The following is a 12,254-nucleotide window of genomic DNA, read 5'->3' as shown; positions in this document are numbered from 1 at the left end:
TTGCGGGGATTAGGGCCTCATCTGCTGAAGCCGGCCCCCGTTTGGGTTACCGTAACTATCAGCGTGCTGATGGCAATGTCGCGGTGCTGACAACAGCCCGTCCAAGAGAACAGGTAAGTCCGCACCATGGACCAGGCGATGATCGAGTTCCAGAGCGTTACCAAGCAGTACCCGGGCGGCCAGCCGGCGGTGGACGGGCTGTCCATGTCCATTGCCAAAGGCACTGTGACGGTCTTCGTGGGTCCTTCCGGCTGCGGTAAAACAACATCGCTCAGGATGATCAACCGCATGGTGGAACCCACGTCAGGGACCATCACCGTGGACGGCCGGGATGTCACCACGGTGCCGGCGGCCGAACTGCGCCGCTCCATGGGCTACGTCATGCAGTCGGCAGGGTTGCTGCCGCACCGCTCGGTCCTCGACAACATCGCCACCGTTCCACGGCTGAACGGCGTCTCCAAAGCTGACGCCCGGAAGCGCGCAGAGGAGCTCCTGGACGTGGTGGGCCTGGCGCACTCCCTGGGCAAGCGGTACCCGTCCCAGCTGTCCGGCGGCCAGCAGCAGCGCGTTGGCGTTGCACGCGCGCTCGCCGCAGATCCGCCTGTTCTCCTCATGGATGAGCCGTTCAGCGCCGTGGACCCCGTTGTCCGGGACGAACTCCAGCAGGAACTGCTGCGCCTCCAGAAGGACCTGGCCAAGACCATCGTGTTCGTAACCCACGACATCGACGAGGCCACCATCCTGGGCGACAAGGTCGCCGTCTTTGCCACCGGCGGCAAGCTGGCCCAGTACGCCACCCCGGAGGAAATCCTGCGGGCGCCGGCCAACAACTTCGTCGCATCCTTCGTGGGGCGGGACCGCGGCTTCCGCCACCTGGGCTTCACGCCGTCCGACGGCGTGGCCATCCATCCCGTGCCCACGATCGTCCGCTCTCCGGACGGATATGAGTCTGATGCCAGTGCTGCCGGTGGCTGGCAGTTGGTGGTGGATGCGGACAAACATCCCCTGGGATGGTCGGCACCAGGGACCGAGACCGAGCTCGTTCCGGGTGGGTCGCTGTTCCGTCCGGGAGAGAGCCTGCGGCGGGCCCTTGACGCGGCCCTGTCGTCCCCGTCGGGCCTCGGTGTCGCCGTTGATACCGATGGCACGGTATTGGGCGTGGTCCGCGGCGGTGAGGTCCTGGCGCTGATCGAAGAGGCGCGCCAGTTGCGGCAGGCTGCCCTCTGATGGAATGGTTCCTGGCCAACACCGGCATGATCCTGGAACGCGGCGGCCAGCACCTGGTGCTGGCACTCGTTCCCATGGCCCTGGGCCTGCTGATTTCCATTCCGCTGGCGCAGTTGGCACGGCAGAACAGTGCACTCCGCTCCGTGGTCCTGACGGCTTCCTCTCTCCTGTACACCATCCCCTCGCTGGCGCTGTTCATCATCCTGCCCACCATCCTGGGCACCCGGATCCTGGATCCCCTCAACGTGGTGGTGGCCCTGACCATCTATGCCGTGGCACTGCTGGTGCGCGCCGCCCTGGATGCCTTCGATTCCGTGGACGCAGACGTCAGCCAGGCCGCGCAGGCCATGGGCTTCAAGCCGCTGGCCCGGTTCCTGCAGGTGGACCTGCCGCTCTCCCTGCCGGTCCTGTTCGCCGGGCTGCGGGTGGTGTCCGTCAGCAACATCTCGCTGGTGAGCGTCGCCGCCCTGCTGGGTGTCGGCAACCTGGGCATGCTCTTCACCGATGGCCTCCAGCGCGACTTCGTCACCGAGGTGGTGGTGGGGATCGTCGCCATCCTGATCCTCGCGCTGCTGATGGATGCCGTCCTCGTCCTGCTGGAACGCATCCTCACTCCGTGGGAACGGGCAGGAACGCGGCGGGGCCGCAGGGATGAAGGCGGCACTGCGCCCGCCGCTGCGGAGCGCGCCACCCTGGCGGGAGAAGCAGCGTGAGCAACGTCTTTTCAGATACCTTCGCCTGGCTTTCCGACCCCCTGCACTGGTCCGGAAGCATGGGCATCCCCGCCCGGATGTTGGAGCATCTGCAGTACACCGGACTCGTCATGCTGATCGCCACTGCCATCGCCGTTCCCGTCGGGCTGTTTGTCGGCCACACGGGAAGGGGACGGGTGGCAGTCGTCGCCCTGGCCGGAGCCCTGCGCGCGCTGCCCACCCTGGGCCTGCTCATCCTGTTCGTTCTGCTGGCCGGCATCGGGCTGATGCCTCCCATCTGGGCGCTGGTGATCCTCACCGTGCCCCCGCTGCTGGCCGGGACGTATGCCGGCATCTCCAGCGTGGACCGGAATGTGGTGGACGCGGCCCGGGCCATGGGAATGACTGAACTGCAGGTCCTGTTCCGGGCCGAGCTGCCCAACGCACTCACCGTCATGTTCGGCGGTTTCCGAACCGGCGTGCTGCAGGTGATCGCCACCGTCTCCGTCGTTGCCTACATCAACCTAGGTGGCCTGGGCCGCTATCTCTTCGACGGCCTTGTCCTTAGCGACTTCCCCCAGATGCTGGGAGGTTCCCTCCTCATCGCGGCGCTGGCGATCGCCGTCGACCTTGTCCTGTCCCTGTTCCAGAGGCTGTTCCTGACCCAAGGGGCCTCGAAGCTGTCCTACCGCAGCCATGAGGCTGCGGTTGATCTCACAGACCCCGTTGTTGCGGAGACTGTTGTTCAAGGAGGTAAGTCATGAAAGATAGCCGTCCCCAGCGCCTCGGAAGGCGGGCGTTCAGCGGTTTGGCCGCCGGGCTTGGCCTGGCAGTGGCATTGTCCGCCTGCGGGGGGTCGTCCGATCCGCTGAAGAACCCGCCGGCCACCAGTGGCAGTGCATCGGGTGGGGCGACCTCCCTCGTGGTGGGTTCAGCCGACTTCCCGGAGAGCCAGATCATCGCCGAGCTGTATGCCGGTGCATTGAACGCCAACGGCATCACCGCCACCACCAAGCCGAACATCGGCTCCCGCGAGGTCTACTTCAAGGCCGTCCAGGACGGCTCGGTGGACGTGGTGCCGGACTACAGCGGCAACCTGCTGCTGTACGTGGACAAGGAAGCCAAGGAGGTCTCCGCCGGTGACATCGCCAAGGCACTGCCCGGCAAGCTGCCGGACGGACTCGGCGTGCTGGACGTGTCCAAGGCCGAGGACAAGGACGCCATGGTGGTCACCAAGGCAACGGCGGAGAAGTACCAGTTGAAGTCCATCGAGGACCTGGCCAAGGTCTGCAGCGAGATTGTAGTGGGGGCTCCGGCCACGTTCGCCGAGCGCGCGTACGGCCTGCCCGGACTGAAGAAGAACTACAACTGCGTCCCCAAGAAGCTGGAGCCCTTCAGCGACGGTGGCGGCCCGGTGACGCTCAAGGCGCTGCTGGAGAACCAGGTGCAGGTGGCCGACATCTACACCACCACGCCGTCCATCGCGGACAACGACCTGGTGGTGCTGGAGGACCCGAAGAACAACTTCATCGCCCAGCAGGTCCTGCCGCTGTACAACAAGGCCAAGATGACAGACAAGGCCAAGCAGGCGCTCAACTCCGTGTCCAGCACGCTCACGACGGATGACCTGATCAACCTCAACCGGGCAGTCAGCGGCAGCCAGAAGCAGGACGCCAAGGCGGCAGCAACCGCCTGGCTGAAGGACAAGGGCATCGTCAAGTAAATCGGTTCCCTGTCCGCACGGGCAGGGTACGGACTGTTGATTAACGACGGCGGCTGCCGGACCTGCGGGGTCCGGCAGCCGCCGTCGGCCGTGTGGTGGACGTCTCAACGGGGATGCATCCTTCCTGTGGCATATTTGAGGGATGGCAGAATTCAGGCAGTCCACGAAGCTCAACAACGTCCTCTATGACATCCGTGGACCGATCCTGCAGGCCGCCCAGCAGATGGAGGCGGAGGGCCATCGAATCCTCAAACTGAACATCGGCAACCCGGCGCCGTTTGGCTTCGAGGCGCCGGACGCCATCCTGGTGGACATGATCCGCCACCTGCCCCATGCCCAGGGCTACAGCGACTCCCGCGGCATCTTTTCGGCACGCACCGCCGTCTCGCAGTACTACCAGACCCGCGGGATCCAGAATATCCACGTGGATGACATCTACCTGGGCAACGGTGTCAGCGAGCTCATCACCATGTCCCTCATGGCCCTTCTTGACGACGGCGATGAAGTGCTCATCCCCACGCCGGACTACCCGTTGTGGACCGCGTCCGTGGCGCTGGCCAGCGGCAGGCCGGTGCATTACCTCTGCGACGAGGAATCCGGCTGGCAGCCCGACCTTGACGACCTGGAAGCGAAGATCACGCCGCGCACCAAGGGCATCGTGGTCATCAACCCGAACAACCCCACGGGCGCCGTCTACCCGGAAGAGACGCTGAAGAAAATCGTCGCCCTCGCCGAGAAGCACGGCCTGGTGATTTTTGCCGACGAGATCTACGAAAAGATCCTGTACGAGGACGCCGTCCATGTGAACCTCGCCAAACTGACCGGTGACGACGTCCTGTGCCTGACGTTCAGCGGGTTGTCCAAGGCGTACCGCGTCTGCGGCTACCGGGCCGGCTGGATGGCCATCTCCGGGCCCAAGAAGGATGCCGCCGACTACCTCGAAGGCATCAACCTCCTGGCCAATATGCGCCTGTGCGCCAACGTCCCGGCCCAGCACGCCATCCAGACGGCGCTGGGCGGCTACCAGAGCATCAACGACCTCATCCTCCCCGGTGGCCGCCTGCTGGAGCAGCGCAACAAGGCATACGACATGCTGAACGCCATCCCGGGCGTCAGCACGCAGCAGGCCCGGGGTGCCCTTTACCTCTTTCCCCGGCTCGACCCGGAGGTCTACCACATCCGGGACGACGAAAAGTTTGTCCTTGACCTCCTGAAGGAACAGAAGATCCTGGTGTCCCACGGCCGTGCCTTCAACTGGGTGCGCCCCGACCATTTCCGGATGGTGACGCTGCCCAACGTCAAGGACATTGAAGAGGCCATCGGCCGGATGGGGGACTTCCTAACCAGGTACCAGGGGAACTAGCCTGTGCTCACGGGCCTACCGGTCCGTGCAACCTTGCGGAAAGGACTCCCATGGCCCGCGTCGTCGGCTTCGACCAGCATCCTGCTGAAACCCTTCGGGCCGGGGAGGGGTTCTCCCTTGCCGCAGTGGACCCGGACTCGACCCCCGGGTACAGCGGCAACAAGGCTGACGGCCGGCTGCTGCTGGCGGAGATGGACGACGAACTTTCCGGGTTGCAGGAAAAGCTCTTTGCCGAATCCCGGTTCGGGGGGACCAAGCGGATCCTATTGATCCTGCAGGCCATGGACACCGCCGGCAAGGGCGGAATCGTCAGCCATGTCATGGCGGCGATGAACCCTCAGGGCGTCCAGTTCAAGGCATTCAAGGCGCCCACCGACGAGGAGAAGTCCTACGACTTCCTGTGGCGGATCGAAAAGGAAGTGCCGGCGGCCGGAATGGTGGGTGTGTTCGACCGCTCCCACTACGAGGACGTTCTCATCCATCGCGTCCACGGATGGGCCACCCCGGACGAGATCAAGCGGCGCTACGTGGCCATTAATGAGTTTGAAACACGGCTGGCCGACTCGGGGACGAAGATCATCAAGGTGATGCTCCACATCAGCAGTGCGGAGCAAAAGGAGAGGCTGCTGGCCCGGCTGGATGATCCTTCCAAGCACTGGAAGTACAGCAGGGGAGACCTGGACGAGCGGGCCCACTGGGAGGACTACATGGCCGCATACCAGGCGGCCATCGACGAAACGAGTACGCCCAACGCGCCATGGCATGTTGTTCCGGCCAACAAGAAGTGGTTCGCCCGGATCGCGGTCCAGCAGCTGCTGCTCGGCGCCTTGTCCGGCCTGAAGCTGGAGTGGCCCAAGGCCGAGTTCGACGTAGCTGCCGAGCGGGAGCTGGTGGCCCGTTCCTGAGGGCCGGCCCTGGCCGTGGTCCTGCTTCAGCTTCCCTGTTTGGTTTTCCCCGCTTCCGGGTTTGCCTAAAGCGGCTGGTCCCGGGCTGCAGCCAGCCGCTTCCGGGCGCCCTCCAGCCACTCCTCGCAGCGTACCGCCAGCGCCTCACCTCGTTCCCACAGGGCCAGGGACTCCTCCAGGCTTGCCCCTCCTGCCTCCAGCCTGCCCACCACTGCTATGAGCTGCTCCCGCGCTTCCTCGTAGCTCAGGGCTGCGGCGTCGGACTCAGGTTTCTGTTCGGTCATGACTTCTCTTCCAATTCCTGGTGGTGGTCGGGGTTTCCTGATTGTGACCCGCCGGCCCCGGTGGACATGGCCCCGGTGGACATGGTGCCGGTAGACGTGGCTCCGAAGCGCCCCTCTGCCACGCGGATGGACAGGGCGGCCCCCGCCGGCGCTTCGGCAGGACGGCGGACAACGGCGTGGCCGGCCTGGGCGATCCGGGCGGCCTGGTCTCCTGCCAGTTCGACGACGGCGTACCCCCGGTCAAGCGTCTTTTGGGGCGAGAGGGCCCGGACCTGGGCTTTCAGGTGTTCAAGCTGGTCCGCTGCCCGCACCACGGTGGAGCTCACGGCCGCAGAGGACCGCCGCAGCAGCCGCTCGATTTCCTCGGCCCGGACGGAGACCATTCCTTCGGGTGCCGCCATGACGGGCCGGGAATGCAGGGCCGCCAGCCGGTCCGACTCCCGGTCCACCAGCCGGTCCATGCACCGCCGCAGTTGTTCCCGCGCCTGGCGCACGCCGGCGAGTTCTTCCGAGACTTCGGGAACGATCCGCTTGGCGGCGTCGGTGGGGGTGGAAGCCCGGAGGTCTGCAACATCATCCAGCAGCGGCCGGTCGGCCTCATGCCCGATGGCACTCACCACGGGCGTGGCGGCGGCAGCCACTGCCCGGACCAGTTCCTCGCTGTTGAACGGCAAGAGGTCTTCCAGCGCCCCGCCGCCCCGGGCGATGACAATGACGTCCACCTCAGGCCGGGCGTCCAGTTCCCGCAGGGCGCGGACCACCTGGGCCACGGCGGTATTCCCCTGGACAGCAACCTCGCGGATCTCAAACTCCACCGCCGGCCACCGCAGGGCTGCGTTGCGCAGGATGTCCTTCTTGGCGTCCGAATCCCGCCCGGTGATCAGGCCGATGCGGTGAGGCAGCAGGGGCAGCGGTTTCTTCCGTGAGTCGGCAAACAAGCCCTCAGCCGCCAACGCCTGGCGCAGCCGCTCGATCCTGGCCAGCAAGTCGCCCAATCCCACGGGCCGAATGTCCCGCACCAGCATGTTGAGCCTGCCCGTCTTCAACCAGAACTCCGGTTTCAGCAGGGCCACCACCCGTGAACCGCGCTCCAGCGGCAGATTCTGCCGTTCCAGCACCTTGGTCCACACCGACGCGGGAAGGGACACCTCTGCGTCCACGTCGCGAAGCGTGAGGTAGGCGTTGGTGCCGCGGCGGTTCAGCTCGATGACCTGGCCTTCCACCCATGCCGACGGGGTGCGGTCGATATGCGCCTTAAGCTTCTGCGACAACAGCTGCAGCGGCCAGGGGTTGTCCGGGCTGGTTTCCGCCGCTGTGGCCGGCAGGGTAGTGGGCGCCGCACCCGGAAGGGAGGCCTGGTCAGACATGCGGACGCCGTTGGGAGGCTGCTGGTGCTGCGGGCATGCGGTCCTTCATCTGTTGTGGGCGGTCAATCAACCTTATCCATAAGGTGTAGCACCGGGCACTGACAGGGACGGCCCTTCCACCCTGCCTAGGATGGGGTAAGGCCCCCAACCCCGAAGGACCTGTTGTGCGCACTTTTGTTTCTGCCATCGCCACCGTGCTGGGCATCCTCCTGGCCGCCGTTGCGGTTCCCGCCATGTGGGTGGACCGGAACATTGTCCAGGAAGACGGGTTTGTCCGCCTTGCAGCTCCACTCGGCAAGGACTCAGACTTCCAAAGGAAACTCGCTGCGGCGGCGGTGGGAACGATCGATACCGGATCTGTCCCCGGTTTCCTGTCCGGGCTGGTCCAGCCGATGCTCGAGAAGGCGGCGGAGTCCCTGACCGGGCTTCCCGGCTATCCGGCGGCGTGGGAGGAGACGCTCCGCCGGAGCCACCGCCTAAGTTTCGCCGACCCGGCGGCCAGTCCGCAGGGCGGTGCCTCGGCATCCTCGTTAACCCTCGACGTCGCCCCGTTGGTTGCCCTCGGCTCGGAGGAGATCTCCCGCACCACCCGGCTTCCCCTCGACCCTCCGGAGCAAACGCTGATCAATGTCGGCCAGCCCGTTCAGCGGCAATGGACCGAGCGGCTGGCCACGTACGCACCCATGGGCTACATCCTGGCCATCGGTTCAGCCATAGCGTTCCTGCTGGCTCTCGTCGCGGCACGGCGCCGCTGGACCGTGCTGCTGGCAGCCGGACTCGGCGGACTGGCCCTTGCAGGGGCGTGGGGCTTGGCCTTACAGCTGGGTTCGGCCCGTGCCCAGGCCACGGACACCGGCAATGCGGTGGCCAACATGTTCCGTGACGAGTTCCTGGCCGCCGCGGGCACCGATTTCCAGACGTGGATCGCAGCGGCCACGGTGACAGGTGGCGTTCTTATGGCAGCAGGCGTTGTGACCTTGTTCGCATCCCGGAAACGGGCGCGGGCCAGCCGGTAGCATGGAGGGATGACCACCTCGGCTGTACCCCTCTCGATGCCAACCATTCCACGCAGGCGCCGCTCGCCTGAGGACGTAGCAGCGGCAGCCCCCGTGAACGGCACCAAGAAGGTGCTGTTGGCTGCCCCCGTGGCTACTGTGCAGGCGTTGACCGGGCCGTGATCGCCGTCGAAAAGGCACTGGAACACTACGGGCCGCCCGTGTATGTCCGCAAGCAGATCGTCCACAACGTCCACGTGGTCAGCTCCCTGGAGGAAAAGGGCGCCATCTTCGTGGAGGAGACGGACGAAGTGCCCGAAGGCGCGCTGGTGATTTTCTCCGCCCACGGCGTTTCCCCCGCAGTGGTCGAATCCGCCGAAGAGCGCGGCCTGCGCACCATTGATGCCACGTGTCCGCTGGTTACCAAAGTGCACAAGGAAGCCGTCCGCTTCGCCAAGGACGATTTCGACATCCTCCTGATCGGCCACGACGGGCATGAGGAAGTGGAAGGCACCTCCGGTGAAGCGCCGGAACACATCCAGATCATCAACGGTCCCCATGAAGTGGACAAGGTAACTGTCCGTGACCCCGAGAAGGTCATCTGGCTCTCGCAGACCACGCTGAGCGTCGACGAGACCATGGAGACCGTCCGGCTGCTCAAGGAGCGGTTCCCCACCCTGCAGGACCCGCCCAGCGATGACATTTGCTACGCCACCACCAACCGGCAGGTCGCCATCAAGAAGATCGCACCCAAGGCGGACCTGGTGATCGTGGTGGGCTCGGCCAACTCGTCGAACTCCGTCCGCCTGGTGGAGGTGGCACTTGAGTACGGCGCCAAAGCCTCCTACCGGGTGGACTTCGCCAACGAGGTTGACGAAGCCTGGTTCGAGGGCGTCGCTACCGTGGGCGTCACATCCGGGGCTTCGGTTCCGGAAGTCCTGGTCCAGGACGTCCTCAGGCTCCTGGCAGACTATGGCTACGGCGCGGTGGAGGAAGTGGTCACGGCAGAGGAAGACCTCCTGTTCTCGCTGCCCAAGGAACTCCGCGCAACCCTGAAGCAGGCCGGCGACGTCAGCCGCGCCCTTGGCGGACGCCGGCCCCGCAGCTGAGTCCCCTGCATTATCAGCAGCCGGACGCCAACCAGACGTAAAAGACGGGCCGGGCAGTCACACGACTGCCCGGCCCGTCCTGCATCCGCGGCCCGTTGTCAGGCGGCCTCGCCGTCGCCCTGGAGTTCGGGTGCCACCAGCGAGCGCGGCGTCACCTCCACAACAGGAGGTGTCACCAGGCCGGACTCCTCGAGCGAGTTGAGCTTCCGGGCAGTGGGCAGCACCCTGGCTTCCAGGGTGCCCACCATGGCGTTGTAACGGTCCACCGAAGACTTGAGGGAAGAGCCCAGTTTGGTGACGTTTTCACCCAGGGTGCCCATCCGGTCGTACAGCTGCCGCGCGAGCTCGAACAACTCACGTGCACTGTCCGTCAGGACGTCCTGGCGCCACGTGAATGCCACCGACTTCAGCACGGCCAGCAGGGTGCTCGGCGACGCAAGGACCACGTTGCGGGACAACGCGTAATCCAGGAGCCCGGCGTCGGCAGTCAGTGCCGCCGCCAGGATGGATTCGGCCGGAATGAAACAGACCACCAGTTCCGGAGAGTTTCCCGGGATATCCCAGTATTTCTTGGTGCCCAATGCGTCAACGTGCGCCCTCAGGGCCTTGGCATGCGCCGCCAGCAGCGCCTGCCGGTTCCGCCCATCACTTACCGACTGGAGTCCGGAGGGCTGGCCGGCGCGCGGATCCACCGCACCCAGTTCCTGTGCCTCAAGGTAGGACGACAACGGGACTTTGGCATCCACCACCAGCTGCTTGTCGCCCGGCAACTGCACCACCAGGTCCGGGCGGACAGCCGAGTCCTGGCCGGCGCTGTGCACCTGTTCCACAAAGTCCACGTGGCGCAGCATCCCCGCGGCCTCCACTACACGCCGCAGCTGCACCTCGCCCCACTGGCCCCTGGCGCTGTTGGAACGCAGGGCCGATTCCAGGGCATGCGTGGACCGGATGAGCTGTTCATCGGAAAGCCTTGCCTCCTGCAGCTGCTGCGCCAGTTGGCCGTACTGTTCCACCCGGTCCCGCTCCAGCAGCGCCACCTGCTGCTGGACAGCGGACAGCTTCTCCGCCACCGGGGCCAGGGCGCGCAGGACACTGCCGTCCTGCGTCCTGGCCTCGCCCAGCTCACGGTTCTGCACCGCCAAAAGCCGCCGCTCGGCGTCGGCCGCTGCCAGCTGCGCCGTGACCTCCGAAAGGCGGGACGACACCTGGTCAAAGTCCGCCTCCAAGGCATGCGAGTTCCTGCGCAGGGAGAAATAAGTGGCCGCGGCGCCGGCAAGCGCACCAAGCAGCAGCATGAGAAGGGCCAGAATCAAGGCAAAAGCATCCATGGCTTCACTGTTGCACGGGCCTCTGACAATCAAAGGCAATGACATTCCCCGGTAGGGGCTGCCGGGGCCGGACGGGTAGAATCAATGCTCGTGGCTCTAACTATTGGCATCGTCGGACTGCCCAACGTCGGCAAATCAACCCTCTTCAACGCGCTCACCCGCAACCAGGTCCTGGCCGCGAACTACCCGTTCGCCACCATTGAACCGAACGTTGGTGTAGTGAACCTCCCGGACCCCAGGCTCCAGAAGCTCGCCGGGATCTTCGGCTCGCAGCGTGTCCTGCCTGCCGCCGTGTCCTTCGTCGACATCGCAGGCATCGTCAAGGGTGCATCCGAGGGGGAGGGGCTGGGCAACCAGTTCCTGGCCAACATCCGCGAGGCTGAAGCCATCGCCGAGGTTGTCCGGGTCTTCGATGACCCCGACGTGGTGCACGTCGACGGCAAGGTGGATCCCCGCTCGGACATGGAAACCATCAACACCGAGCTGATCCTCGCCGACCTGCAGACCATCGAAAAGGCCATCCCGCGGATCGAAAAGGAAGTCAAGATCAAGAAGCGGGAGGCCGCCGAGCTTGCGGCCATCAAGGCCGCGCAAGCGGTCCTGGAACGGGGTGACACCATCTACTCCTCCATCAAGAGCGACAAGCTGGAGATGGAGCACCTCAAGGAGCTGGGGCTGCTGACGGCCAAACCCTTCATCTACGTTTTCAATGCGGATGAAGCCATCCTGGGCAGCCCGGAAAAGCAGGAGGAGCTGCGCGCCATGGTGGCCCCCGCGGACTGCATCTTCCTTGACGCAAAGCTCGAAGCAGACCTCGTGGAACTCGACGAGGAAGAGGCCCGCGAGATGCTCGAGATGAACGGCCAGGACGAATCCGGCCTGGACCAGCTGGCGCGCGTCGGCTTCCACACCCTGGGGCTGCAGACGTACCTCACTGCCGGGCCCAAGGAAGCGCGGGCCTGGACCATCCGGCAGGGGGACACGGCACCGCAGGCCGCCGGCGTCATCCACTCCGACTTCCAGCGCGGATTCATCAAAGCCGAGGTGGTCTCCTTCAACGACCTCGTGGAGGCCGGCTCCATGGCTGAAGCAAAGTCCCGCGGGAAGGTCCGCATCGAAGGCAAGGAATACGTCATGGCCGACGGCGACGTGGTGGAGTTCCGCTTCAACGTCTGACCGGCCGGACGGCTTATCCTGAGTCTGTAGGGCGTGATCGTGGCGACCCAGTCCCCTCCGGAGAGGGAAAACACAAGGAGGCGGC

11 protein-coding genes and 1 pseudogene are annotated in these 12,254 nt (G+C 65.4%); 9 read left to right on the top strand and 3 right to left on the bottom strand.

The window, feature by feature from the left end; genetic code table 11:
* Positions 1-126 precede the first annotated feature (126 nt).
* The 6 genes from OUO20_RS10505 (at position 127) to OUO20_RS10480 (ending at position 5,910) form a co-directional block, all read left to right on the top strand.
* Entirely contained in the window at positions 127-1,227 is a 1,101-nt protein-coding gene (locus OUO20_RS10505) for an ABC transporter ATP-binding protein (protein WP_134163749.1), read from the top strand.
* Positions 1,227-1,940 (top strand): ABC transporter permease, encoded by a 714-nt coding sequence (locus tag OUO20_RS10500; protein ID WP_018769246.1) that lies wholly within the window; start codon positions 1,227-1,229, stop codon positions 1,938-1,940. Before OUO20_RS10505 ends, OUO20_RS10500 begins: the two co-directional genes overlap by 1 nt.
* Positions 1,937-2,683, top strand: a complete 747-nt coding sequence (locus OUO20_RS10495) for an ABC transporter permease (protein ID WP_134163750.1) — start codon at positions 1,937-1,939, stop codon at positions 2,681-2,683. The genes OUO20_RS10500 and OUO20_RS10495 overlap by 4 nt, the downstream gene beginning before the upstream one ends.
* On the top strand, positions 2,680-3,642 hold the full coding sequence (locus tag OUO20_RS10490; RefSeq protein WP_056394123.1) for an ABC transporter substrate-binding protein: 963 nt from the start codon (positions 2,680-2,682) through the stop codon (positions 3,640-3,642). The genes OUO20_RS10495 and OUO20_RS10490 overlap by 4 nt, the downstream gene beginning before the upstream one ends.
* Positions 3,643-3,784: 142 nt before the next feature.
* Positions 3,785-5,005: a pyridoxal phosphate-dependent aminotransferase gene (locus OUO20_RS10485; protein WP_134163751.1), complete on the top strand. Its 1,221-nt coding sequence runs from the start codon at positions 3,785-3,787 to the stop codon at positions 5,003-5,005.
* A gap of 50 nt (positions 5,006-5,055) precedes the next feature.
* Positions 5,056-5,910: a polyphosphate kinase 2 family protein gene (locus tag OUO20_RS10480; RefSeq protein ID WP_018769250.1), complete on the top strand. Its 855-nt coding sequence runs from the start codon at positions 5,056-5,058 to the stop codon at positions 5,908-5,910.
* A gap of 65 nt (positions 5,911-5,975) precedes the next feature.
* Here the strand turns inward: OUO20_RS10480 and OUO20_RS10475 are convergent, their stop codons facing one another.
* Positions 5,976-6,194: an exodeoxyribonuclease VII small subunit gene (locus tag OUO20_RS10475; RefSeq protein WP_268001698.1), complete on the bottom strand. Its 219-nt coding sequence runs from the start codon at positions 6,192-6,194 to the stop codon at positions 5,976-5,978.
* Positions 6,191-7,561 (bottom strand): exodeoxyribonuclease VII large subunit, encoded by a 1,371-nt coding sequence (xseA, locus tag OUO20_RS10470; RefSeq protein ID WP_134163753.1) that lies wholly within the window; start codon positions 7,559-7,561, stop codon positions 6,191-6,193. Before xseA ends, OUO20_RS10475 begins: the two co-directional genes overlap by 4 nt.
* A gap of 164 nt (positions 7,562-7,725) precedes the next feature.
* Between xseA and OUO20_RS10465 the strand changes: the two genes are divergently transcribed.
* On the top strand, positions 7,726-8,577 hold the full coding sequence (locus OUO20_RS10465) for a hypothetical protein (RefSeq protein ID WP_018769253.1): 852 nt from the start codon (positions 7,726-7,728) through the stop codon (positions 8,575-8,577).
* Positions 8,578-8,586: 9 nt separating this feature from the next.
* Positions 8,587-9,665: pseudogene (locus OUO20_RS10460) on the top strand (4-hydroxy-3-methylbut-2-enyl diphosphate reductase).
* Positions 9,666-9,763: 98 nt separating this feature from the next.
* Here OUO20_RS10460 and OUO20_RS10455 read toward each other — a convergent pair.
* Positions 9,764-10,993 carry a DNA recombination protein RmuC gene (locus OUO20_RS10455; RefSeq protein ID WP_268001697.1) on the bottom strand — a complete coding sequence of 410 codons (1,230 nt, stop codon included), beginning with the start codon at positions 10,991-10,993 and terminating at the stop codon, positions 9,764-9,766.
* 90 nt (positions 10,994-11,083) lie between these two features.
* Between OUO20_RS10455 and ychF the strand changes: the two genes are divergently transcribed.
* Positions 11,084-12,169: a redox-regulated ATPase YchF gene (ychF, locus tag OUO20_RS10450; RefSeq protein ID WP_026265763.1), complete on the top strand. Its 1,086-nt coding sequence runs from the start codon at positions 11,084-11,086 to the stop codon at positions 12,167-12,169.
* The last annotated feature ends 85 nt before the right edge of the window (positions 12,170-12,254 follow it).

The sequence above is a fragment of the Arthrobacter sp. FX8 genome (assembly GCF_026723805.1).
GTDB lineage: Bacteria > Actinomycetota > Actinomycetes > Actinomycetales > Micrococcaceae > Arthrobacter.
Note: the sequence above shows the minus strand (reverse complement) of the source record. Positions and strands in the feature narration are given on the sequence as shown.

Coding starts and splice junctions, on each gene's coding strand:
- OUO20_RS10505 (WP_134163749.1), top strand. CDS start 127: ATGGACCAGGCGATGATCGAGTTCCAGAGCGTTACCAAGCAGTACCCG.
- OUO20_RS10500 (WP_018769246.1), top strand. CDS start 1,227: ATGGAATGGTTCCTGGCCAACACCGGCATGATCCTGGAACGCGGCGGC.
- OUO20_RS10490 (WP_056394123.1), top strand. CDS start 2,680: ATGAAAGATAGCCGTCCCCAGCGCCTCGGAAGGCGGGCGTTCAGCGGT.
- OUO20_RS10485 (WP_134163751.1), top strand. CDS start 3,785: ATGGCAGAATTCAGGCAGTCCACGAAGCTCAACAACGTCCTCTATGAC.
- OUO20_RS10480 (WP_018769250.1), top strand. CDS start 5,056: ATGGCCCGCGTCGTCGGCTTCGACCAGCATCCTGCTGAAACCCTTCGG.
- OUO20_RS10475 (WP_268001698.1), bottom strand. CDS start 6,194: ATGACCGAACAGAAACCTGAGTCCGACGCCGCAGCCCTGAGCTACGAG.
- xseA (WP_134163753.1), bottom strand. CDS start 7,561: ATGTCTGACCAGGCCTCCCTTCCGGGTGCGGCGCCCACTACCCTGCCG.
- OUO20_RS10455 (WP_268001697.1), bottom strand. CDS start 10,993: ATGGATGCTTTTGCCTTGATTCTGGCCCTTCTCATGCTGCTGCTTGGT.